Below are 22,610 nucleotides of genomic sequence, written 5' to 3'. Positions count from 1 at the left end.
AGGATAAAAAGGAGGAAGCAAATGGAGGGGAAGGTTTATTTAGTAGGAGCAGGCCCTGGTGATTATAAGCTTATGACATTAAGAGGCTTAGAGTGCATTCAAAAGGCAGACGTGATCGTCTATGACCGTTTAGCAAATGAAGACTACTTAAAGGAAGCTAAAGCAGGTTGTGAAATCATCTATGTCGGTAAAGCGGGCAGTCATCACACGCTACCACAAGACGAGATTAATGCCCTCATTGTAGAAAAAGCCAAAGAAGGTAAATGGGTAACCCGCTTAAAGGGGGGAGACCCTTATGTATTTGGAAGAGGGGGAGAAGAGGCAGAGTACCTTTTAGAGCAAGGTTTAAGCTTTGAAACCGTTCCAGGCATTACTTCTGCTATAGGTGGACTTTGTTATGCGGGGATCCCTATTACGCATCGTGATTATGCTTCCTCTTTTCATGTCATTACAGGTCATTTAAGAGATGGAGCAGAGGAAGAGATTCCTTTTGAGGCTTTAGCAAAGCTACGTGGTACGCTTGTCTTTTTAATGGGAGTAAGCAACTTAAAAACCATTACGGAAAAGCTTTTAGCAGCAGGCAAAAAAGAAACAACACCAGTGGCACTGGTGAGCTGGGCAACACGTCCTAGACAATGTGTTGTGGTAGGGAACTTAAAAGATATTTATGAAAAGGCACTTGAAGAAGAGGTGAAGCCACCTACGTTAATTGTAGTAGGAGAAGTGGTCCATTTAAGAGAAAAGCTAAATTTTTTTGAAGAAAGACCGCTTTTTGGTAAAACTATTATGGTGACACGCTCTAGAGAGCAAAGTAGCCATCTTGTAATGAAGCTACAAGACCAAGGGGCAAGCGTTTTAGAGTGTCCTACGATTACTATTCAAAAAAATGAGGAAGATACAAGCCCCATTTGGGAAGAGCTAGACAGCTATACTTATCTTGTATTTACAAGTCCTAATGGCGTAAAATATTTCTTTGAAACACTGCACCAAAGAGGTAAAGATGCAAGAAGTCTTAGTAATATGCAAATTTGGGCTGTAGGTCAAGGAACAGCCGATGCACTGAAAATGCAAGGAATAAGAGCAGATGGGATCCCGCCCAAAGCGATTGCTGAGTCTCTTTATGAGAGCCTTAAAGAGCACTTAAAGCCAGAGGATCGGATTCTTTTACCACAGTCTCAAATAGCTAGAGACTATTTAAGCGAGGCACTTAAAAAGCATGCTCATGTAACAGAGATAAAGCTTTATACAACTCTTAAGCCAGAAGGTTTATCAGAGTCCTATCAAGCTGCTTTAGAGAAGGGAGAAGTGGACTATATCACCTTCACCAGTTCGTCTACTTGCCAGTATTTTGTAGAACTTATGGGGCAGGAAAATCTTGATAAACTCAAAGATACCAAGCTTATTTCTATAGGTCCTATTACTTCCAAAACCATACAAAGCTATGGTTTAAAGGTTTATAAAGAAGCAGCTGAGCATACTCTGAATGCTTTAGTAGACACAATAGTACAAGATAGCTTATTAAAAAGTAAAGATAAAGAGTAAGTGAACTAAAAAGAGAAAAGAAGGGAAGAAAAGATGCAACATACAAAGTCTAAGGCACTTTATGAAGAAGCAGTAAAATATATACCGGGTGGTGTGAATAGTCCTGTAAGAGCTTTTAAGGCAGTAGGGATGGAACCTATTTTTATTGAAAAGGGTGAAGGCAGTAAAATAACCGATGTAGATGGAAATACGTATATTGATTATATCTGTTCGTGGGGACCTTTACTATTTGGTCATGGCAGCCCTGATATTTTAGAAGGTATACAAGAACAGCTCCTCAAAGGAACCAGTTATGGTGCACCTACAGCTATTGAAGTAGAGATGGCAAAGCTTATCGTAGAAGCTTATGAGGGGATTGATGAAGTACGTATGGTCAGCTCAGGAACAGAAGCCACTATGAGCGCCCTACGTGTAGCGAGAGGTTACACGGGTAAAAATAAAATCGTTAAATTTGAAGGGTGCTATCATGGACACAGTGATGCTCTTTTAGTGAAATCGGGTTCAGGTACCCTAACTTTTGGTGTGCCCACTAGCCCAGGTGTGCCAGCAGATGTAGTAAAGCACACCCTTGTTTGTGAATACAACAATCAAGAAGCTGTAAAAGCTTTATTTGAAGAACACGGAGAGGATATTGCCTGTGTGATTGTGGAAACAGTTTCAGGAAATATGGGGCTTGTACCAGGTAAAAAGGAATTTTTAGAGTATTTAAGAGAAGTGACAAAAGCATACAATAGCCTCCTTATCTTTGATGAAGTGATTACAGGTTTTAGGCTTGGATATGGAAGCTCACCTGAATATTTTGGTGTTGTTCCAGATATGGCTTGCTTTGGTAAAATTATTGGAGGGGGACTACCAGTAGGTGCCTATGGTGGCAGAAAAGACATTATGGAAATAGTTTCACCTTGTGGGCCAGTTTATCAAGCAGGTACGCTATCAGGTAACCCCCTTGCCATGTATGTAGGGAAAAAGACCTTGGAAAAGCTTAAAAACAACCCAGGTATCTACAAGGAATTAGAGCAAAAGGCAAGTTATCTTGCACAAGGAATCCGTAATAATCTTAAAGCTCTTGATTTAGAGCTTACGGTAACTCAAGTAGGTTCGCTTGTTTGTCTTTTCTTTACTTCTGGTAAAATAGAAAGCTATGAAGATGTGAAGGATTGTGATTTAGAGAAATTTAATAAATACTACAAAGCAATGCTAGAAAGAGGTATCTTAATGGGACCTGCGCAATTTGAAGCACTCTTTCTTTCCACCGCACATACAAAAGAAGACTTAGATGTTACTTTAAAGGCTAATTATGAAGCACTGAAGGTAGCTTATAACAAGTAAGAAAGAGATGATGCTATGCCTTGTTATGAATTTGTACAAAATAGGGAATGTGAACATTTCCCATGTCATCCTACTCCTTATCCAGAGGAATTTAATTGTCTTTTTTGTTATTGCCCTCTTTATGGACTCAAAAATAAATGTGGGGGTAACTTTGTCTATCTAAAAAATGGTATTAAAAGTTGTATCAATTGCTTAAAGCCTCATGATAAAGAAGGCTACCGCCATGTTCAGTCTCATATAAAAGAAGTGATGGAGTTAGGTAAGTTAGAGGTAAAGGAGAAAAAAATGAGCAAAATCGTGTTAGTAACAGGAGGAGCTCGTTCAGGTAAAAGCACCTATGCCGAGCAGCTTTGCAAAGAACAAAATAATAGTACGGCGTATATTGCTACTAGCGTCCCCTTTGATGATGATTTTAGGGAACGTGTAAAAAAGCATCAGCAAAGCCGTCCTAATCACTGGACAACCTACGAAGTTTATGAAGATATTTATAAGCAGATTGGGGAGATTGGGAAAAAGCATGAAACCGTTATACTAGATTGCGTGACTTTGATGGTGAATAATCTCATGTTTAAAGAAAACATTGATTATGACACATGCTCTCAAGAAGACATTGATCAATTAGAAAAGCACATTAAGGAGCAGGTTGCTAAGCTTATTGAAGAAATCGAAAAGACTTCTCTCTATTTTGTTGCAGTAACCAATGAAATAGGATTAAGTCCGGTTGCTGATAATCGTTTGACACGTATTTATACAGATATTATAGGCAGAGTCAATCAGCAGTTTGCTAAAAGTGCTAGGGAAGTCTACCTGGTGGTTAGTGGTATACCCGTATGTATTAAGCAATCCTAAAAGAGCTTATAAAAGGATAAAGAGACTAAAAACTCTTAGGTAGAACGTAAAAAGAGCGTTCTACCCTAAGAGGGTTTTTAGTGTTGAATATGTTTTTTGAGTGCTTCGTAGCTTTCTGTACTAAGTACATGCTCAAGCTTACAAGCATCTTGGTCAGCTATTTCTGGGCTTACCCCTAACTTCTTTAACCAAGAGGAAAGCAGCGTATGACGTTCATCAATCATTTCAGCAATGGCTTTACCTGTTTCTGTTAAATAAATAAAACCTTCTTCAGTAACTGTAATATAGTTTTTTTCACGTAGATTTTTCATTGCGACACTGACACTGGATTTTTTGAAATTTAATTCATTAGCAATATCAATGGAGCGGACAACAGGAAAGAGTCTACTCAATATTAAAATAGTTTCTAAATAGTTTTCAGCAGATTCATTTTTATACATAAAATACCTCATTAGTAAGTCGTATCTAACCTTAGAATTTTTAGTTAGTATAGCATATCCTTAAAAAGTTAGCAAATAACTTACTTTTATGAGTAGAAAAAGAATAAAAAATTAGTTATTGATAAAAATTATCAATAAAGTTATTGCAAATAAAACTCAGTTAGATTATACTAACTTATGAGAATGATTATCAAAAATCTTATTAAAATGATAAAGAAAGAAGATGAAAATATGCCTCTCACACTATTAAAAGCAGGAGAATGTCAAGTTATTAAAAAGGTAGGGGGAAAAGAGGAGACAAAAAAATTTTTAGAGAGTTTGGGTTTTGTAACAGGTGGTAAGGTTACTGTTATATCTGAAATAAATGGAAACCTGATTGTAAATATAAAGGAATCGCGTATAGCAATTAATAAAGAAATGGCAAGCAAAATACTTGTGAGCTTTTAAAGGAGAAAAAGAAAGGGTGATAGCGTGAAAACTTTAAGGCAAATAGCATGTGGTGAAGAGGTTACAGTTAAAAAAATAACAGGGGAAGGTCCCGTGAAAAGAAGAATTATGGATATGGGAATTACAAAGGGTGTAAATATTTTTGTAAGAAAGGTAGCACCTCTCGGAGATCCTGTTGAAATTACTGTAAGGGGTTATGAGTTATCTATCCGTAAGGCGGATGCTGAAATGATAGAAGTGGAATAAAATTTTTGCAAGGGGGTTAGTTGAATCTAACTTATTTTGGAAGATTAAATAATAGAAGGTAAAAATGAAGGGAGCAAGAGCTATGTCAATAAAAATTGCATTAGCAGGTAATCCAAATTGTGGAAAGACTACGTTATTTAATGCCTTAACAGGTTCGAATCAGTTTGTAGGGAACTGGCCAGGGGTAACGGTAGAAAAAAAAGAAGGTAAATTAAAGGGGCATAAAGATGTAACCATTGTAGACCTTCCAGGTATTTATTCTTTATCTCCTTATACACTTGAAGAGGTAGTGGCTAGAAATTATTTACTAGAAGAAAAGCCGGATGCTATTTTAAATATTGTAGATGGAACCAATATTGAAAGAAACCTTTATTTATCTACTCAGCTTATGGAATTAGGTATACCCGTTATTATGGCTGTTAATATGTTAGACGTATTAGAGAAAACAGGGGATGAGCTACATATCAAGCAACTTAGTCAAAAGCTAGGATGTGAAGTAATTGGTATTTCTGCACTTAAGGGATTAGGAATTAAGGAAGTAGCTGAAAAGGCTGTAGGACTTGCAAAAAGTAAAAAAATAGGAAGCTTTAAACATGAGTTTGACTTAAGAGTAGAAAATGTTTTAAAAGCTATTGAGAAGAAAATAGAAGGAGAAATTCCTTTAAAAGAACGTCGTTTTTTTGCTATTAAGTTATTAGAAAGAGATGAAAAGATTGCAGCTCAGATGAAAAAAGTACCGGATCTATCTGAGGAGATTAAAAAATTAGAAGAAGATATGGAGGATGATACAGAAAGTATTATTACCAATGAGCGCTATAGCTATATTTCTTCAATCATTGGTAGTTGTTATAAAAAGAAAGGACAGGGGAAATTAACAGTTTCTGATAAGCTAGATAAGGTCCTTACTAATCGCTATCTGGCGCTGCCTATCTTTGCCCTCATTATGTTCCTTGTTTATTATGTATCGGTTACAACCGTTGGGACTTGGGCAACTGATTGGGCAAATGAGGGTGTATTTGGAGAAGGATGGAGTTTGTTTGGCCTAACAGTACCAGGCATTCCAGTGTTAGTAGAAGCAGGCCTAAGTGCTATAGGATGTGCAGCTTGGCTACAAGGCTTAATACTAGATGGAATTGTTGGAGGAGTAGGAGCAGTGCTTGGATTTGTACCTCAAATGCTTATTCTTTTCTTATTCCTTGCTTTTTTAGAAGCTTGTGGTTATATGGCACGTGTCGCTTTTATTATGGATCGACTCTTCCGTAAGTTTGGTCTTTCTGGTAAATCCTTTATTCCTATGCTTATTGGTAGTGGTTGTGGGGTACCAGGAATTATGGCATCTAGGACTATAGAAAGTGACCGTGATAGAAAGATGACCATTATGACAACAACTTTTGTGCCTTGTGGTGCTAAATTACCTATCATTGCACTCATTGCAGGCGCTTTATTTGATGGTGCATGGTGGGTTGCACCAAGTGCTTATTTTGTAGGTATTATGGCTATCATTTGTTCAGGTATCATCCTCAAAAAGACTCAAATGTTTGCAGGTGATCCAGCACCTTTTGTTATGGAGTTACCTTCCTATCATATGCCTACAGTAGAAAATTTACTTCGTAGTATGTGGGAACGTGGTTGGTCTTTTATTAAAAAAGCAGGGACGATTATTTTAGTTTCGAGTATAGTGATTTGGTTTATGAGCTATTTTGGCTTTGTAGATGGACAGTTCAGAATGTTAGAAGATATGGAGCTTGGAAACAGTGTTTTAGCTTTATTAGGTAGTAGCATCAGTTGGCTTTTCATTCCTCTTGGTTGGGGGGATTGGCAGTCAGCAGTAGCGGCGATTACAGGTCTTGTAGCGAAAGAAAATGTAGTAGGAACCTTTGGGATCTTATATGGTTTTGCAGAGGTGGCAGAGGATGGGTCAGAAATATGGGGCACACTTGCAAGTAGTATGTCAGGTTTAGCAGGGTATTCTTTCTTAGTTTTCAATTTATTATGTGCACCTTGCTTTGCAGCCATAGGAGCTATTAAAAGAGAAATGAACAATACAAAATGGTTTTGGTTTGCGATTGGTTATCAAACAGTCTTTGCTTACCTTGTATCATTATGTGTTTACCAATGGGGTATGTTATTGACACAAGGCACCTTCACAATAGGAACCCTTGCTGCGTTACTTATTACATTTTTATTTATCTATCTTTTAGTAAAGCCTTATAAAGAAGGTAGTTACTTAGAACGTAAAAAGACGATGGAACTTAAATAAAGTAGGATGTCATTATTAGTGTAGGGCGACCTTTAGTCGTCCTCTCTCTGATAAGAAGAAGGAGGAAGTATATGGGTACTTTTATTGTTGGTAGTATTTTACTGATACTTGTAGGAAGTATTATAAAGAGTCTTATAAAGGATAAGAAACAAGGGAAATCCATTCAGTGTGGAGATGCCTGTAAGAACTGTAGTGGACATTGTCATGTTAAATAAAAAGCAAGAGGAGCTTAATTGGCGAAAAGGATTTATTTATGAAAAGTTACGGGATAAAGGATTTAGACTTACTAAACAACGCCAACTACTTATTGATATTATTTTGAAAAATGAATGTGTATCTTGTAAGGATATTTACTATAAAGCAAGTTGTATAGACGAGCAAATAGGGATTGCCACAGTTTACCGCCTAGTTAATATGCTTGAGGAGATTGAAGCGATTGACAGAAAGAACATGTATAAAATGAGTGAAGTGGGGCAAGAAAGACCAGAAGATGCTTATCACATTATTTTAGAAGATGATACGGTCTATTATTTATCAGAAGCTAAATGGAAAGAAATCATAAAGGCAGGATTAAAGGTGTGGGGTTATCCTATTACACAGCCCATTAAAAGGATTGAGAGTAAAAGTAGTTGAATCAGAAAGACTAGTAAAGATAAGAAGCTAAGTACACGTAAGGTTCTTAATAGATATAAGAGAAGAGAGAGTATAGCTATGGGTTAGTTAAAACTAACCTTGGAGAAAAGTAAATGATAGAAGACATAAATTTAAATGGAATAAACAATTTGCAGTATAGGAGGAAAAAATATGAGTGTTGTTATTATTGGAGGCCATGACCGTATGGTTTGTGAATATAAAAAGATATGCAAAGCTCATAAGTGTAAAGCAAAAGTATTTACTCAGATGACGACTAAGTTAAGAGAACAAATCGGAAGTCCTGATTTAATTATCTTATTTACGAATACGGTCTCACATAAAATGGTACGTTATGCAGTAGCAGAAGCAGAAAAAAGTCAAGCAGAAATAGTACGTTCCCACACAAGTAGTGGAAGTGCCTTAACAGAAATTTTATCAAAAAAGAAGTCCTACTAATTAATGGTAGGACTTTTATTTAGGTTCATGCAAGTAACACTTATCAATTGTAATGATACAATTATAGTCTGGATGTTCTTCCTGAATAGCATCAATGATGCTTTGTTTTAAGTCATGAGCAGAAAGCACTTTATCAAGATGATAGGCATCTACCACAATATCAAAAAGCAAATTTTTCTTTTCGCCCTCTCCCACAAAACGAAAATCATGCATAGACTGAATGAGAGGATTATACCTAATGATTTTATCTACTTCACTGCGCACTTTAGCAACTTCTTCAGAGGTAACACAAATAGGGTCCATATGGATAACTAAGTGAAGACGTAATTTTTCACTTAACTCACGTTCAGCAGTATCAATGATATCGTGAATAGTCATAAGAGGGATGTCAGCAGGAATCTCTGCATGAAGAGAAGCCATAATACGCCCAGGACCATAATTATGAACAATAAGGTCATGAACACCCGTTATGTGGTCATAGGCTAATACACCTTCTGTTAAAGCATGAACAAGTTCCTCGTCAGGGGCTTCACCAATAAGAGGATTAAGGGTTTCTTTAATAAGATTAAAACCAGCATATAAAATGGCTAAGGCTACAAAAGTCCCTACATAGCCGTCAATAGGGAAACGTGTAAAGCGAGAAGCCAAAAAAGAAATGACCACAACGGAGGTGGTAAAGACGTCGCCCATGGCATCTGTAGCTGTTGCCTTTAAAGACTGGGAATTAATTTTATTTCCTAGCACCCTATTAAAATGGCTTAGCCACCATTTAAAGAAAATGGACAGCAGGAGAAGGACAAAGGGAAGCCAAGCAAAAGTAACAGGCGCTGGACTGATAATGCGACTTATAGAAGTTTTAATAAACTGAAAACCTACTACAAGAACTAAGGACACGATCACAAGAGCAGAAATATACTCAATACGTCCATGACCATAAGGATGTTCTTTATCAGCAGGTTTGCTGGATAGTTTGAAGCCAATAATCGTGATGATGGAAGAGGCTGCATCCGATAAGTTGTTAAAAGCATCAGCAAGTATAGCCACAGAGGAACAAATGAGACCAATGATAAATTTTAAGATAAAAAGAAATACGTTAATAAAAATGCCTACTAGGCCAGATAAATAACCTACCTTATTTCTCACCTCAGGTGCCTTATAATCTACTTCACCTTTTAAAGTTTTTTTCAAAACCCAATTTGTTAACATAGTGCCACTCCTCTTAGTAAAGATAGTAATAGATACATATTAGTATAGCATACATCATTATAAAAGAGTTCATTCAAAAAAAGAAGACCTACCCTCTAAACAGCCTAGCTATAAAAACTATAGCATAGGCTGTTTATGTAGCAGATCCTTTGGATTACTGTTCGATTACTTGTTCTTCCATAATAGATGTATGTGCATTTGTATCTGCCGCTTGCTCACCTTGTAGTTCAGCAGGTGCATCGACTGAATTAGCATCTTGTTTGTTGGCGTTAGGATTTAAGGTATCCATAGGAACATTAAGAGATGTTTCAGTGTTAGGCAGTGTTAAGCTTTCATAGGTAGAGGTAATCTGGGTGTTCTTATCATCTGCAAGTGCAACTTTAACAGCATCCATAAGCATGTTGGTTGCAGGAGATACCTGAGCATTAGCTGGAAATTCTAAAGATTGAGTCGCTGTTACAAAAGCGTTTACCTCGTCAATGCTTTTTACTAAGTCTGTATAAAGTAGAGATGTTTTATCATCTAAACCTTCTAAAGCAACAGAAGTAATAGCATTATCCTTGATTTCTACAACTAAATCCATCTCAGCATCAGATAACTGAATGCCTGCTATGTACCGGCATCTTGATACGTATCAGATGGAGCAAAGGTTTGCGCAGCACCCTTATTTCTTACAAGGAAGAAGATTAGAAGTGCAATTGCAACTAAGAAGATGATGAAAGGAATGCGAAGATCTTTTAGTTTAAACACCATAAATTTAGGACTAGACATATTTACCCTCCTTTTTAATAAGATGTCCTATTACATATATATGGATAAGCACCTTATTATATGCAAAATATACGAACAAAAAAATAAAGTCGTCCATGGAATAGGTTTATGAGGTTGATGGGGAGCCTCTTTTAAACAAAAGGGAAGGAAAGAAATGGGAAATAGGGAAATGGTAAGTGTTCAAAGCAAAACAGATAGATAAGAATAATAGGAAAAGACGTGGTTAATACTGTATTTAAATAAGAAAATATGCTAAAATAAAACATAAATAAATAGTGAAGAAAGAAGGATTAACCTCATGAATATCGCACAAATGATCGATCATACTTGTTTAAAAGCAACGGCAACTGAAGCAGATATTAAGCAGCTTTGTGAAGAAGCTATCACACATAACTTCAAAACAGTATGTGTTCCTACTTGTTATGTAGCTATGTCAGCACATCTTTTATCAGGAACCGATGTGGGGATTACTACAGTTGTAGGTTTTCCATTAGGAAATGAAACACCTGCTGCTAAAGCTTTTGAGGCAAAAGAAGCTGTTTTAAATGGGGCAACAGATGTGGATATGGTGATTAACATAGGTGCCTTAAAAGATAAAAAGTACGATTACGTTAAATTTGACATAGAAGAAGTGGTAAGAGCAACGAAATCAGTAGACCCTAAAGCGCTTGTTAAGGTCATTATTGAAACCTGTTATTTAACACCGGAGGAAATTGAGGAAGTGACAGAAATCGTAGTGCAAGCAGGTGCAGACTTTGTAAAAACTTCCACTGGTTTCGGAACAGCTGGCGCAACACTTGAAAATATTCAGCTTATGAAAAAGATAGTAGGCAATCGCATAGAAATAAAAGCAGCTGGAGGCATTGGAAGTAGTGAGGATGCCAAATTATTGATAGAAGCTGGTGCTACACGACTTGGAACGAGCAAAAGTATTGCCATTATACAAGGTGAAAAATTAGGAGATAGTGGGGCTTATTAATTAGCTTTTAGAGTTATAAAAACCATCTTAAGGATAAAAGACTTTAAGATGGTTTTTATTATGAATTGTTGGACGAGAGAGTTGAATTCTTGTAATAAATGAAGTAAAATGAGTTAACAATAGTTTTTTAATAGTTCGAAAAGTCAAAGAGCATATCAACTAAGTGGATAATAAAGGGAGTGATAATATGGCAAGCTCAATTTTATTAGATGTAGGTAATGGTGAGTTAGAGATTATCGTATTTGAAGTTAATGGTAATAAATACTGTATAAATGTCCTTAAAACAAAAGAAATTATTAATCTAGTAGGAATAAGAAGTACAACTTCTACCAATAAAAGTGTGTTAGGTATTACAAATGTAAGGGATCAGGTAATGACCGTTGTGGATTTAAGCTATGTCTTGGATAAAAAAGCAACAGATATAACCCAACGTAAGATGGCACTTGTATGTGAATTTAATAAACAGCAAGTCATGTTTGCGGTAGATAATATCATTGGTATCCGTCGTATTAAATGGTCAGATATTACAGAACCTGATTCGTTACTCAAATCTTCTTTAGCAGTAGGTAATATCTTAACAGAGACAGGTATCCTACTTATGCTTGATTTTGAAAAAATAGTAGCTGACATTTCAGCATCAGAAAATGTATATGTCAAGATAAAAGATAAAATGGAAATGCGTGAAGAAAGAGGCAACAAAAAAATCTACATAGCAGAAGATTCTCGTACTATTGGTGAACTTTTAAGGGAGGTTCTTTCAGCTGCAGGTTACACACAGGTTAAGACTTTTAATAATGGGAAAGAAGTATTAGAGGCAATTTTTAAAATAAAAGAAGAATATGGTGAGAGTTTTAGGCAGGGAGTAGATTTGCTGATTACGGATATTGAAATGCCTATTTTAGATGGTCATACTGTAACGCGTCAAATCAAAGAAGATGATGTTCTTAGAACTTTACCAGTTGTTATCTTCTCTTCTCTTATTACGGATGATTTACACCATAAAGGTGAGAAAGTAGGAGCAGATAAACAAATTAGTAAACCACAAGTTAATGAGCTAGTAAGTGCCTTGGATAAACTACTCTTTTATAAGGGCTTGACTAATGCTTAAACTTTGATAAAATAAAGTTTAGTGAAATATGATAAATCAATGAAGAGAAGAAGTATAATCTTAACCAACAGAGAGTGGGGACTAGCTGAGAGCCCATACAAGATTAGAAGACATCTCGGAGAGAGCTTTTGAACTTAAGAGTAGGAAGCAACGCTTAAGCCACGTTATCGGCTCAAGGAGTGCAAAGGCAATTAAATTGCTTTTGAAACAGGGTGGCAACACGGTTTTATCGTCCCTGACATTATGTCAGGGGCGTTTTTTATTTGGTGCAAGCTAGGTTAAAGAATGAAAGGAGACGTTATGGAAATTCGTGCATTAAAAGGAACCAAAGATATATTTGGCGACGAAATGAGAAAATGGTTGGATGCAGAGGCTATCATTAGAAGGCTTTGTGAAGATTTTGGATTTAATCAAATCCGTACCCCTATGTTTGAGTTTACAGATCTTTTTGCAAGAGGTGTAGGAGAAACAACAGATATCGTTAACAAGGAAATGTATTCATTTGTAGATAAAGGAGAGAACCGTATTACTCTTAAACCAGAAAGTACGGCAGCAGTAGTAAGGGCCTTTCTAGAACACAGCATGTATGCAGATACGCAGCCTACTAAGCTTTACTATATTTCCCCTACCTTCCGCTATGAGAGACCTCAGGCAGGACGTCAAAGACAGTTCCACCAATTTGGCGTAGAAATGTTTGGGACAGACTCTCCTACAGCAGATGCAGAAATCATCTCTATTGGACATACACTTCTTAAGCGTTTAGGGATTAAAAAGGTAGAACTACACATTAACTCTTTAGGTGGGCCGGAATGTCGTAAGGCATATAATGAAAAGTTAAAAGCCTTTTTACACACAAAAGAAGAGCATTTATGTGAACTTTGTAAGGAGCGCATGGATAAAAATCCCCTTCGTGTGTTAGATTGTAAAAATCCTGCATGTCAAGAGCATCTTCAAGATGCACCTACCACCTTAAGTGCTTTAGGGGAAGGATGCAGAGCACACTTTGAAGAACTTCAAAAACTATTAACAGCTATGGATATTCCTTTTATCATTGACTCAGGCATTGTAAGAGGACTGGATTATTACACAAAAACGGTATTTGAGTTTATTTCCAATGACATAGGTGCTCAAGGTACTGTGTGTGGGGGTGGACGTTACGACAAGCTAGTGGAAGAAATAGGGGGTAAATCGGTACCCGCTGTTGGCTTTGGCGCAGGTATGGAAAGGCTGATTATGGTACGTGACTCTGAGAATAAAGAAGCTATTAGTGAGGCTACACGTGACATCTTTATTGGTTATCGCGGAGATGAAGCCATGTTAGAAGCTTTCAAGCTTGTTAATCAGCTTCGTCAGGTAGGTGTTAGTGCAGAGAGTGATCATCTTCAAAGAAGTATTAAAGCACAGATGAAATATGCCAATAAAATTGCAGCACGTTACTCAGCAGTTATTGGTGAGAGTGAACTAGAAAACAAAGAGCTAGGGCTTAAAAATATGGAAACAGGTGAGATTGTCACTATTCCAATGAGTCAATTTGTAGAAGTAGTAAGCAATCTTACTCAGCTGAGCCCGGTAGAATAAATGAAGAATAAGTAAAGACAAAATGGAGGGAATCAACATGTCAGAGTCAATGCAAGGTTTAAAAAGAACCCATTACTGTACAGAGCTTTCTGCCGCTAATGTAGGTGAAGAAGTGGTTGTAACAGGTTGGGTACAAAGAAGAAGAGATAAAGGTCAACTCTTATTTATATTACTTCGTGACCGTTCAGGTCTTCTACAACTTTCTTTTGGTGAACACACCGATGAAGAAGTTTTTGAAAAAGCTAAAAAGTTAAGAAGCGAATATGTGGTTGCTGCAAGAGGGATTGTCTTATCGCGCGGGGCAGATGCCAATAAAACGATGCAAACAGGTGATATTGAAATCGATGTAAAGGAACTGCGTATCCTTTCAGAGGCGGAAACGACACCTTTTGAAATCGTAGAAAAGAGTGATACCAAGGAAGAACTTCGTTTGAAATACCGTTATCTTGATCTACGTAGACCCGATATGCAAAATAATCTCATCCTTCGTAGCAAGGTTGCACAAAGTGTAAGACGTTTCCTTGAAGAGGAAGGTTTCTTAGAAATTGAAACACCTATTATGCAGAAATCTACGCCAGAAGGTGCACGTGACTATTTAGTACCTTCTCGTGTTCATCCAGGTCATTTCTATGCCCTTCCACAATCACCACAGCTTTTTAAGCAATTGTTAATGGTAGCAGGTTATGACCGTTATTTCCAAATTGCAAAATGCTTCCGTGACGAAGATCTTCGTGCAGACCGTCAGCCAGAGTTTACACAAATCGATATGGAGCTTTCTTTTGTAGAGCCAGAAGATGTGATGTGTATTAACGAAAGACTCATTCAACGTGTATTTAAAGACGCATTAGATGTAGAGGTAGCCCTTCCTATCCAAAGGATGACTTATAAAGAAGCAATGGACCGTTTTGGGTCAGATAAACCAGACCTCCGTTTTGGGGTAGAGCTAAAAGATCTTACTGAAATCGTAAAAGGCTGCGGCTTTGCAGTATTTGAAAATGTCATTGCCAACGGCGGAACAGTAAGAGCTATTAATGCAAAAGGTATGGGTGACTTAGGTCGTAAACAGATTGATGCCTTAGTAAAATATGGGCAAGACTTTGGGGCAAAAGGTGTAGCTTGGCATCAAATCAAAACCGATGGCGAAGAAAAATCTTCATTTGCAAAATTTTTATCTGAGGAAACACTAGGGGCTATCAAAGAAAAAATGGGGGCAGATAAAGATGACCTTATCTTAGTTGTAGCTGATAAACCATCCGTTGTATTCGGAGCACTTGGCGCACTAAGACTTGAAGTAGCTAGAAAGCTTGAGCTTATTAATCAAGATGAATTCCGTTTTGTATGGATTACAGAGTTCCCACTTCTCGAGTATGATGAAGAAGCAGGACGTTATGTAGCCATGCACCACCCCTTCACTATGCCAATGAATGAAGACTTAGAGCTGATGGAAACGAACCCAGGAGCAGTAAGAGCAAAAGCTTATGACCTTGCTTTAAATGGGTGTGAGTTAGGCGGCGGAAGTATCCGTATTTATCAAAGGGATGTACAAAAGCGTATGTTTAACCTTCTTGGTTTTACCAATGAAGAAGCAGAAGAGCGTTTTGGGTTCTTACTCAATGCCTTTAAATACGGTGTACCACCACATGGCGGTTTAGCTTTTGGTCTTGATCGTATGATTATGCTGATGTGTAAAGCAGATAGCATTAGAGATGTTATTGCCTTCCCTAAAGTAAAGGATGCAAGCTGTCTTATGACTGAGGCACCAGGCGCTGTAGATGCAAAACAATTAGAAGAGCTAGAGCTAATCATTAAGGAAACAAATGATGAAGCATAAAAAATAGAGCAAAAGGCGTTAGAACCTTAAAGGATTTTTCATAAGGTATCTAACGCCTTTATTTTTATAGGACATATAAGTATTTCAGGCAGACTAATGATCCTATCTATTGACTAGATAAATAGTGTTCAAAAATTTATAATAATAATGTATACTTGTAAGAAACAGCTTTAAAATAGGTAAAAGGAGAAAAAGGATGAGTAAAGTAGAACAAGCATTAAAATGTTTTGAGGATGGGTTTTCATGTTCACAAGCGGTTTTTGCAACCTATGCAAAAGATTTAGGGATGGATTATGAAACAGCACTCAAGGTGTCACAAGCTTTTGGTGGTGGTATGGGTGGCATGCAGGGTGAATGTGGAGTTGTAACAGGAGCTTACATGGTGATTAGTCTTATTCATGGAAGGACAAGAGCAGAAGACAGCGAGGCAAGACTTACGACTTTTCGTTTAGTGAAAGAGTTTTCTGAACGCTTTAAAAAAGTATATGGTACTACTGTTTGTAAGGAGTTATTGGAAGGTAAATCAGGCAGCCATTATGACATGTGTGCAGACTATGTAAAGAATGCTTGCCTTATTTTAGAAGCTATTCTTAAAGAAGAAAATAAAGAGACTAAATAGAAAAAGGCTGGATAGCATAGAGAGCGATACAGCCTTTTTCTAAAAGAAGCTTATACAGTAAAGCCAAAATAGTTTACAGTGTTGTTATAAGAAATATCTTGAACCATTTGACCAAGTGTTGGGATGTCATTTGGATATTCCCCATTTTCTACCCATGTACCAATTAAGTTACAAAGGATACGTCTGAAGTAGTCATGACGTGTATAAGATAAGAAGCTTCTTGAATCTGTAAGCATACCTACAAAGTTGCCAAGAAGAGAAAGATTAGCAAGGCTTACCATTTGGTCAATCATACCTTGTTTAGTATCATTGAACCACCAAGCAGAACCTTGTTGAAGTTTACCAGTAGCTTCTGTACCTTGGAAACAACCTAAGATGGTACCAATGGCTGCGTTATCATTAGGATTTAATGAATAAATGATAGTTTTTGGTAATTGACCTTTGCTTTCAAGAGCATTAAGGAATGCAGCAGTACCTTCTGCACAGCTTCTTGTGTTGATACTATCAAAGCCTGTATCTGGGCCTAATTTTTCGAACATAGCGCCATTGTTATTACGGATTGCACCATAGTGGAGTTGCATTACCCAACCACGTTTTGCGTAGCCTTCACCACAGAAAAGTAGGAGGGCTGTTTTGTATTTTTCTGCCTCATCGAAAGAAACTTCATCACCCTTTAATGCTTTTTGGAAGATGGCCTCTACTTCTTCTAAAGTAGCTGAGTTGTATGGAACATAGTCAAGACCGTGGTCAGCTGCTTTACATCCCATTTCATGGAAGAAGTCTAAACGATTGTCGATAGCTGCAAAAAGTTCTTTTAGATTGCTAATAGGGAGGCTGCTTGCTTTGCTAAGAGCTGCAATATAGTCTACAAAGCCACCTTTATCAATGTTAACTGCTTTATCGGGTCTCCAAGCTGGAAGTACTTTTACTTTACAAGTTGGATCATTTTTAATCGCAAGATGGTATTCAAGTGAATCAATAGGATCATCTGTTGTGCAGATTAATTTGACGTTAGAAGCTTCGATGATGTCTCTTACATGCATAGAGCCAGAAGTTAATTTTTCATTACAAAGATTCCAAACTTCTTCAGCTGTATCACCATTTAAAACACCATGATAGTCAAAATATTTTTGAAGTTCTAGATGAGTCCAGTGAAAAAGAGGGTTACCAATAGCTTTTGTAAGTGTCTCAGCCCATTTTTGGAACTTTTCTCTGTCTGTCGCATCACCTGTTACGAACTTTTCATCTGTTGCATTCGAGCGCATTGCGCGCCATTTGTAATGATCCCCACCAAGCCATACTTCTGTAATGTTTTTGAATTCTTTGTTCTCAGCGATTTCTTTTGGATTGATGTGGCAGTGGTAATCGATGATTGGCATTTTACTTGCGTAATCATGATATAAAGTTTTTGCTGTGTCATTACTTAATAAAAAATCTTGATCCATAAAATTTTTCATTGATAAAGCCTCCTTAGAATATTGGTTAAGATTGAAAAGAATCTCTTTCGATTAATTGAGCAGAAAGCGTTATTTTGTGCGTTACATTTTTGCCTTGGAAGATATCTGTTAATAAATTCACCGCAGTGATACAAAGTGATTCTACCATATTATCTACACTTGTTAACGTTGGTATACTACATTCACAGAGCATGGAATTATTAAAACCAATAACAGGTATATCTTTAGGAATAGAATAGCCTCTAGCAATGAGACTATGCATACTACAGATTGCCATATAGTCATCTGTTGCTAAAACAGCTGAAAAAGTAATTCCTTTTTTAAAAAGAGAATCAAGAGTGTCCAAGATATCTTTTTTATTATGATTTACCTTAAGAATAAGCTCAGTGTGAAGAGGTAGACCTAAGTCATGGTGAGCAGCTTTATAGCCTTCTAATTTTTGATTACTGCTGTAAGTATCTACATCGTAAAGATAGAGAATGCGGTCATGACCATGCTTATGTAATATGTGAACATTATCATACATTGCTTGAAACTGATCACAAACCACACAATACGTAGTAGGCAAATCAATAAGAGCATTAATCACAACAGTAGGAATTTGAGCAGCTACCTTAGCAATATGTGAGTTGTCTGTCTTCTCTTTAAAAGTAGAACCAATGAGGATCAGGGCATCTACACGATTGGCAAGTAATAAATCCATGTACTTTTTCTTGTCTTCTAAATTATTGCCTGTACAGCAAAGCATAGAATTAAAGCCAAGGGGTTTTAGGGCATTTTCTATAACAGATACAGCTTTAGCATAGAAAATATCAGATACATCCGTACACAAAAGTCCAATCATTTTAATGGAGTTAAGTCCTAAGCCTCTAGCAAAGATATTAGGTGTATAGTCTTCACGTTTCATGATAGCCAGAACCTTTTCTTTGGTTTTGGCACTGACATTGGAACTACCATTAAGCACTCTAGAAACAGTTGCAATGGAAACACCTGCTTGCTTGGCGATGTCATAAATAGTCAGAATAACGCACCTCCTTAGTTGTAAGCGCTTTCATTTTCTATTATAAATTTATACCAAATAAAAGTCAATGTAAGCTTATTGTTTAAAAGAAATAACTAATAAATCATAGATATAAAATAAAAAGAAAATGTAAGAGCTTTCAAAAATTCAATTTATAATCTACAAAGAAAAAAGAGATAAAGAAAGTGCTTCTAGGTAAGAAAAGGGATAGATAGAAGCAAAATAGACATAAACAAGACAAGATACGTCATGTAATTAAGAGTGAAATACCTTATAATGTAAGCATAAATATTTATTGTCTCAAAGAAAGGAAGTTGAAAATGGAAGTAAGATACAGTATAGGACCTAATGAAGCTAAAAAAATGACAACAGAGGAATTAAGAGAAAATTTCCTTATTCAGGATTTGTTTGTACCAGGGGAAATCAAAATGCTCTATAGCCATGTGGATCGTATTATTGTAGGTGCAGCAGTACCTACACAAGGAGCTCTTGCTATTGCAGGAAGCAAAGAATTAGGAAGTGATTACTTCTTAGAAAGAAGAGAAATGGGTGTTATCAATATCGGTGGTAAAGGGATTATCACTGTAGATGGTCAAAAAGTAGAGATGGATGCAAGAGATGGACTTTACATTGGAAAAGAAACGAAAGAAGTTATTTTTGAAAGTATTGATCCAGCTGTGCCAGCTAAATTCTACATCAATAGTGCACCGGCTCATCATGTTTATCCACTTCACAAGATTACACAAAAGGATGCGAATCCAAGACATCTTGGTTCACCAGAAAATGCTAACGTAAGAACTATCTACCAATATGTACATCCAGCAGTTTGTCAGAGCTGTCAATTAGTAATGGGACTTACAGCTCTTGAAAGTGGTAGCTTATGGAATACAATGCCTTCACATACCCATGAAAGAAGGATGGAAGTATATTTATACTTTGATATGTCACAGGAGGATGTGGTTTTCCATATGATGGGGCAACCACAAGAGACAAGACATATCGTTATGCGAAATGAAGAGGCAGTCATTTCTCCAAGTTGGTCTATTCATAGTGGTGTAGGAAGTAAAAACTATACTTTTATCTGGGGAATGGTTGGTGAAAATCAAACTTTTGATGATATGGATCATATCGCAACAACTGATTTAAGATAATAAAAATAACAATGTCTTTTAAGGAGATGGCTATGCTTATGAAGTGGCTATCTCCTTAACTGATTAAGGAAAATTTTATGGTAGAAAAATAGTGTATAAGAATAAAGAGGAAAAAGTAGTAAAGGAAGTGGAATAGATGAAAATTGGATTAAGAGCGCATGATTATGGAAAGCTTACAGTAGAAGAATTAACAAGTCGTATTAGCAAAGATGGTTTTAAGGCTATACAATTGGCACTCCCTAAAGCTATTCAAGGAATCACCAGTTATTTAGAGGTGAGTGATGAACAGGTTTTGGAGATTCACAAAGCCTGTGAAAAAGCACAACTAGAGGTTGCTGTATTAGGATGCTACATTAATCCAGCGCTAATAGATGATAAAGCTCGTGCAGAGGAGGTTGAAAAATTTCTAAGAGCACTAGAAATGGTAAAACCATTAAAAGCAGGCTGTATAGGAACAGAAACGACTCACTTCAATGGTACAGAAGAAGAGAGAGAGGTCGCTTTTAATCTTTTAGTGGATTCTGTTAAACAAATGGTTACAAAGGCTGAATCGTTAGGTGTGGATATAGGAATTGAACCTGTAGCTTATCATACTTTAAATACACCGGAGTTAACACAGCGTTTACTTGAAGAAATTCCTTCAAAAAGACTAAAAATTATTTTTGACCCTGTTAATCTCTTAACGGTAGAAAATATAGAAAAGCAAGATACTCTTTGGGAAAGATGCTTTAAATGCTTTGGTGACAAAATTTGTGCCATGCATATCAAAAGTATCCGTTTAAATGCAAACGGACAATTAGAAGTGCCACCTCTTGCAGAGGGAGTAGTAAACTATGAGAAGATTATGGCATGGCTTAAGATCAATAAACCAGACATTGCTCTATTAAGAGAGGAAATCAAACCTGAAGAAGCACACCTAGATAAAAGTTTTATTTTACAACTCATCAATAAATAATTTAAAGAGCTCTAAAAATAAGTATAAAAAGGACTTATTTTTAGAGCTCTTTAAATATAAAATTAAAACAATATTTGTATAAAATAAAATATTAAAACAAGATATGTTAAATTTATGTGTTATTTGCATAAAATAAGGAAAATGTTAAAGTTTAAATTGTTGAATATAGATATAAAAATAATTAGATTAGTGCAATATATGTAAAGAACTACAAAGATGAACAAATTTTGGTATGGTATTTTATTCTGAAATTATATAATATTTAACTACAAAATACTTTTAACTACTTTCAAGAGAGAGTAAGAAGAGTTTTAGAGTTAAGTTTTAAAACAATAATTTAAAAATTTGGGAGGATATTACTATGAAAAAAGCGTTGGCAATGTCACTTGCAACATGTCTATTAGCAACCTCTATGGTAGGTTGTGGGGGAACAAAGAAAGAAGAAACACCAGCTGCCTCATCAGCACCAGAAACTAAAAAAGAAGAAGTTAAAAAAGAAGAGCCTAAAGCAGAAGAAAAAGTTGAAATTCGTATTTCTTGGTGGGGAGGCGATGACAGGCATACAGCTACATTAGATGCTATTAAGAAATTTGAAGAACTTAATCCAAATATAACTGTTAAAGCAGAGTATGGTGGTTGGGATGGCCATGCAGAAAAAATTACGACTCAATTAGCAGGTGGTACCTGTGCAGACCTTATTCAGGTTAACTATGACTGGATTAGTCGTTTGTCAAAGGATGGTAAAGGTTTTTATGACCTTGAGTCTTTAAAAGATGTGCTTGCACTTGATAATTATACAGAAAGTGATTTAGCTTTTGGTAGAAGTAATGGTATTCTAAATGCTATTCCTGTATCTACAACAGGTAGAAGCCTGTACTATAATAAAACTGTATTTGACCAAGTGGGTGTGGCTCTTCCAAAAACATGGGAAGAATTTATTGCAGCAGGTGAAAAATTTGCAGCTAAAGGTTTATATCCATTTGACCTTGATGATGGTAGTGGATTTACAGCTTGGTACTTAGCAACTGTTTATGTTCAACAAAAAACAGGTAAAAACTTCATCAATGAAGATGGAACACTCGGTTTTGGTGTAGAAGATATTCAGTTAGGATTGGATTTTTATAAATCTTTAGAAGAAGCTAAAGTAATCCGAAACCTTGAAACAAGAACAAATGAGGCAGGTACAACACCTCTTTACCAAACACCAAGCTGGATTGATGGTAAAGTAGCAGGTGTACTGGAATGGAGTAGTTCAATTGGTAAATTTGAAGCAGTATTAAAGGAAAAAGGACAAGAGCTTGTATTAGGCGATCTTCCAATGCTTTCAGATGCTAAATCAACAGGTTGGTATCAAAAACCTTCTTTATTATTTGCTATTAATAAAGATACTAAATACCCAGAGCAAACAGCTAAATTATTAGATTTCTTATTAAATGATCCAGAAGCAGCTAGTATTCTTGGTACATCTCGTGGTATTCCATCAAGTAAAGCTGCAGCTAAAGCTTTAGCGGATGCAGGTAAGCTTGAAGGTATTGCTTATGATGGTTTCAAACAAATTGCAGAGTGTAAACCAGCTCTTGTAAGTCCTTATATGGAAAATGCTAAAATGAAAGAAATTTACATTGAAGCAACTCAAAAAACTTCTTATGGTCAAGGTACAACAGCTGAAATTGCTCAAGAAATGTATGATAAAATGACTGCTGAATTAGCAAACTTAACAAAATAACAGAGT

The 22,610-nt window shown here is 36.4% G+C and carries 23 protein-coding genes and 1 other annotated feature; of the genes, 17 read left to right on the top strand and 6 right to left on the bottom strand.

Going from position 1 to position 22,610, the window contains the following annotated elements; translation table 11 throughout:
* Positions 1-21 precede the first annotated feature (21 nt).
* The 3 genes from cobA to cobU are packed head-to-tail and all read left to right on the top strand — an operon-like array spanning position 22 to position 3,720.
* Entirely contained in the window at positions 22-1,542 is a 1,521-nt protein-coding gene (gene cobA, locus CS063_RS08190; protein ID WP_099449209.1) for a uroporphyrinogen-III C-methyltransferase, read from the top strand.
* A gap of 33 nt (positions 1,543-1,575) precedes the next feature.
* Entirely contained in the window at positions 1,576-2,871 is a 1,296-nt protein-coding gene (gene hemL, locus CS063_RS08185; protein ID WP_099449208.1) for a glutamate-1-semialdehyde 2,1-aminomutase, read from the top strand.
* Between the two features lie 15 nt (positions 2,872-2,886).
* The gene (gene cobU, locus CS063_RS08180; protein ID WP_099449207.1) at positions 2,887-3,720 is read left to right on the top strand and encodes a bifunctional adenosylcobinamide kinase/adenosylcobinamide-phosphate guanylyltransferase; all 834 of its coding nucleotides are present in this window, start codon (positions 2,887-2,889) and stop codon (positions 3,718-3,720) included.
* Between the two features lie 77 nt (positions 3,721-3,797).
* Here cobU and CS063_RS08175 read toward each other — a convergent pair whose 3' ends face one another.
* Entirely contained in the window at positions 3,798-4,160 is a 363-nt protein-coding gene (locus tag CS063_RS08175) for a metal-dependent transcriptional regulator (protein ID WP_099449206.1), read from the bottom strand.
* A gap of 231 nt (positions 4,161-4,391) precedes the next feature.
* On the opposite strand from CS063_RS08175, the gene CS063_RS08170 reads away from it, so the two are divergent.
* From CS063_RS08170 to CS063_RS08145, 6 genes are all read left to right on the top strand, one after another.
* Positions 4,392-4,607: a FeoA family protein gene (locus CS063_RS08170; protein ID WP_099449232.1), complete on the top strand. Its 216-nt coding sequence runs from the start codon at positions 4,392-4,394 to the stop codon at positions 4,605-4,607.
* 24 nt (positions 4,608-4,631) lie between these two features.
* Entirely contained in the window at positions 4,632-4,853 is a 222-nt protein-coding gene (locus CS063_RS08165; RefSeq protein WP_099449205.1) for a FeoA family protein, read from the top strand.
* A gap of 82 nt (positions 4,854-4,935) precedes the next feature.
* On the top strand, positions 4,936-7,113 hold the full coding sequence (gene feoB / locus CS063_RS08160) for a ferrous iron transport protein B (protein ID WP_099449231.1): 2,178 nt from the start codon (positions 4,936-4,938) through the stop codon (positions 7,111-7,113).
* Between the two features lie 71 nt (positions 7,114-7,184).
* On the top strand, positions 7,185-7,328 hold the full coding sequence (locus CS063_RS08155) for a FeoB-associated Cys-rich membrane protein (protein WP_099449204.1): 144 nt from the start codon (positions 7,185-7,187) through the stop codon (positions 7,326-7,328).
* Positions 7,318-7,746, top strand: a complete 429-nt coding sequence (locus CS063_RS08150; protein ID WP_308415461.1) for a transcriptional repressor — start codon at positions 7,318-7,320, stop codon at positions 7,744-7,746. Before CS063_RS08155 ends, CS063_RS08150 begins: the two co-directional genes overlap by 11 nt.
* A gap of 171 nt (positions 7,747-7,917) precedes the next feature.
* Entirely contained in the window at positions 7,918-8,202 is a 285-nt protein-coding gene (locus CS063_RS08145; RefSeq protein ID WP_099449202.1) for a DUF2325 domain-containing protein, read from the top strand.
* A gap of 15 nt (positions 8,203-8,217) precedes the next feature.
* On the opposite strand, the gene CS063_RS08140 is transcribed toward CS063_RS08145, so the two are convergent.
* From CS063_RS08140 to CS063_RS17625, 3 genes are all read right to left on the bottom strand, one after another.
* Positions 8,218-9,408, bottom strand: coding sequence for a cation diffusion facilitator family transporter (locus CS063_RS08140; protein WP_099449201.1), 1,191 nt, complete (start codon positions 9,406-9,408; stop codon positions 8,218-8,220).
* Between the two features lie 154 nt (positions 9,409-9,562).
* Complete coding sequence (locus CS063_RS08135; RefSeq protein WP_099449200.1) at positions 9,563-9,991, bottom strand: hypothetical protein; 429 nt, start codon at positions 9,989-9,991, stop codon at positions 9,563-9,565.
* A 26-nt stretch (positions 9,992-10,017) separates the two neighbouring features.
* Entirely contained in the window at positions 10,018-10,179 is a 162-nt protein-coding gene (locus CS063_RS17625) for a hypothetical protein (protein ID WP_180270732.1), read from the bottom strand.
* Between the two features lie 298 nt (positions 10,180-10,477).
* Between CS063_RS17625 and deoC the strand changes: the two genes are divergently transcribed.
* The 5 genes from deoC to CS063_RS08110 all read left to right on the top strand — a co-directional run bounded on the left by deoC (position 10,478) and on the right by CS063_RS08110 (position 16,294).
* The gene (deoC, locus tag CS063_RS08130; RefSeq protein ID WP_099449199.1) at positions 10,478-11,158 is read left to right on the top strand and encodes a deoxyribose-phosphate aldolase; all 681 of its coding nucleotides are present in this window, start codon (positions 10,478-10,480) and stop codon (positions 11,156-11,158) included.
* A gap of 187 nt (positions 11,159-11,345) precedes the next feature.
* Positions 11,346-12,266 (top strand): chemotaxis protein CheV, encoded by a 921-nt coding sequence (locus CS063_RS08125; protein WP_099449198.1) that lies wholly within the window; start codon positions 11,346-11,348, stop codon positions 12,264-12,266.
* 30 nt (positions 12,267-12,296) lie between these two features.
* Positions 12,297-12,506: a binding site (T-box leader), on the top strand.
* Between the two features lie 60 nt (positions 12,507-12,566).
* A complete protein-coding gene (gene hisS, locus CS063_RS08120; protein WP_099449197.1) occupies positions 12,567-13,844 on the top strand; it encodes a histidine--tRNA ligase in 1,278 nt (425 codons plus the stop codon).
* A gap of 37 nt (positions 13,845-13,881) precedes the next feature.
* Positions 13,882-15,675, top strand: a complete 1,794-nt coding sequence (aspS, locus tag CS063_RS08115) for an aspartate--tRNA ligase (protein WP_099449196.1) — start codon at positions 13,882-13,884, stop codon at positions 15,673-15,675.
* 196 nt (positions 15,676-15,871) lie between these two features.
* Positions 15,872-16,294, top strand: coding sequence for a C-GCAxxG-C-C family protein (locus tag CS063_RS08110; RefSeq protein WP_099449195.1), 423 nt, complete (start codon positions 15,872-15,874; stop codon positions 16,292-16,294).
* Positions 16,295-16,344: 50 nt separating this feature from the next.
* Here the strand turns inward: CS063_RS08110 and uxaC are convergent, their stop codons facing one another.
* Positions 16,345-17,751 carry a glucuronate isomerase gene (uxaC, locus tag CS063_RS08105; protein ID WP_099449194.1) on the bottom strand — a complete coding sequence of 469 codons (1,407 nt, stop codon included), beginning with the start codon at positions 17,749-17,751 and terminating at the stop codon, positions 16,345-16,347.
* A gap of 25 nt (positions 17,752-17,776) precedes the next feature.
* Complete coding sequence (locus CS063_RS08100) at positions 17,777-18,757, bottom strand: LacI family DNA-binding transcriptional regulator (protein ID WP_308415465.1); 981 nt, start codon at positions 18,755-18,757, stop codon at positions 17,777-17,779.
* Positions 18,758-19,092: 335 nt separating this feature from the next.
* Here CS063_RS08100 and kduI point away from each other — a divergent pair, with 335 nt between their 5' ends.
* The 3 genes from kduI (at position 19,093) to CS063_RS08085 (ending at position 22,604) form a co-directional block, all read left to right on the top strand.
* On the top strand, positions 19,093-19,923 hold the full coding sequence (gene kduI, locus CS063_RS08095; RefSeq protein ID WP_099449192.1) for a 5-dehydro-4-deoxy-D-glucuronate isomerase: 831 nt from the start codon (positions 19,093-19,095) through the stop codon (positions 19,921-19,923).
* A 136-nt stretch (positions 19,924-20,059) separates the two neighbouring features.
* Positions 20,060-20,878 carry a sugar phosphate isomerase/epimerase family protein gene (locus CS063_RS08090; protein WP_099449191.1) on the top strand — a complete coding sequence of 273 codons (819 nt, stop codon included), beginning with the start codon at positions 20,060-20,062 and terminating at the stop codon, positions 20,876-20,878.
* A 361-nt stretch (positions 20,879-21,239) separates the two neighbouring features.
* Positions 21,240-22,604 carry an ABC transporter substrate-binding protein gene (locus CS063_RS08085; RefSeq protein ID WP_099449190.1) on the top strand — a complete coding sequence of 455 codons (1,365 nt, stop codon included), beginning with the start codon at positions 21,240-21,242 and terminating at the stop codon, positions 22,602-22,604.
* Positions 22,605-22,610: the final 6 nt, after the last annotated feature.

The sequence above is a fragment of the Sporanaerobium hydrogeniformans genome, from assembly GCF_002735925.1.
Lineage (GTDB): Bacteria > Bacillota > Clostridia > Lachnospirales > Cellulosilyticaceae > Sporanaerobium > Sporanaerobium hydrogeniformans.
Note: the sequence above shows the minus strand (reverse complement) of the source record. Positions and strands in the feature narration are given on the sequence as shown.

Excerpts from the sequence above, each read along its gene's own strand:
- hemL (WP_099449208.1), top strand. The coding sequence starts at position 1,576 with ATGCAACATACAAAGTCTAAGGCACTTTATGAAGAAGCAGTAAAATAT.
- CS063_RS08140 (WP_099449201.1), bottom strand. The coding sequence starts at position 9,408 with ATGTTAACAAATTGGGTTTTGAAAAAAACTTTAAAAGGTGAAGTAGAT.
- CS063_RS08125 (WP_099449198.1), top strand. The coding sequence starts at position 11,346 with ATGGCAAGCTCAATTTTATTAGATGTAGGTAATGGTGAGTTAGAGATT.
- cobU (WP_099449207.1), top strand. The coding sequence starts at position 2,887 with ATGCCTTGTTATGAATTTGTACAAAATAGGGAATGTGAACATTTCCCA.
- CS063_RS08135 (WP_099449200.1), bottom strand. The coding sequence starts at position 9,991 with ATGGATTTAGTTGTAGAAATCAAGGATAATGCTATTACTTCTGTTGCT.
- uxaC (WP_099449194.1), bottom strand. The coding sequence starts at position 17,751 with ATGAAAAATTTTATGGATCAAGATTTTTTATTAAGTAATGACACAGCA.
- deoC (WP_099449199.1), top strand. The coding sequence starts at position 10,478 with ATGAATATCGCACAAATGATCGATCATACTTGTTTAAAAGCAACGGCA.
- CS063_RS08155 (WP_099449204.1), top strand. The coding sequence starts at position 7,185 with ATGGGTACTTTTATTGTTGGTAGTATTTTACTGATACTTGTAGGAAGT.
- CS063_RS08150 (WP_308415461.1), top strand. The coding sequence starts at position 7,318 with ATGTTAAATAAAAAGCAAGAGGAGCTTAATTGGCGAAAAGGATTTATT.
- feoB (WP_099449231.1), top strand. The coding sequence starts at position 4,936 with ATGTCAATAAAAATTGCATTAGCAGGTAATCCAAATTGTGGAAAGACT.
- CS063_RS08085 (WP_099449190.1), top strand. The coding sequence starts at position 21,240 with ATGAAAAAAGCGTTGGCAATGTCACTTGCAACATGTCTATTAGCAACC.
- CS063_RS08090 (WP_099449191.1), top strand. The coding sequence starts at position 20,060 with ATGAAAATTGGATTAAGAGCGCATGATTATGGAAAGCTTACAGTAGAA.
- CS063_RS08175 (WP_099449206.1), bottom strand. The coding sequence starts at position 4,160 with ATGTATAAAAATGAATCTGCTGAAAACTATTTAGAAACTATTTTAATA.
- kduI (WP_099449192.1), top strand. The coding sequence starts at position 19,093 with ATGGAAGTAAGATACAGTATAGGACCTAATGAAGCTAAAAAAATGACA.
- CS063_RS08110 (WP_099449195.1), top strand. The coding sequence starts at position 15,872 with ATGAGTAAAGTAGAACAAGCATTAAAATGTTTTGAGGATGGGTTTTCA.
- CS063_RS08145 (WP_099449202.1), top strand. The coding sequence starts at position 7,918 with ATGAGTGTTGTTATTATTGGAGGCCATGACCGTATGGTTTGTGAATAT.
- hisS (WP_099449197.1), top strand. The coding sequence starts at position 12,567 with ATGGAAATTCGTGCATTAAAAGGAACCAAAGATATATTTGGCGACGAA.
- aspS (WP_099449196.1), top strand. The coding sequence starts at position 13,882 with ATGTCAGAGTCAATGCAAGGTTTAAAAAGAACCCATTACTGTACAGAG.
- CS063_RS17625 (WP_180270732.1), bottom strand. The coding sequence starts at position 10,179 with ATGTCTAGTCCTAAATTTATGGTGTTTAAACTAAAAGATCTTCGCATT.
- cobA (WP_099449209.1), top strand. The coding sequence starts at position 22 with ATGGAGGGGAAGGTTTATTTAGTAGGAGCAGGCCCTGGTGATTATAAG.
- CS063_RS08170 (WP_099449232.1), top strand. The coding sequence starts at position 4,392 with ATGCCTCTCACACTATTAAAAGCAGGAGAATGTCAAGTTATTAAAAAG.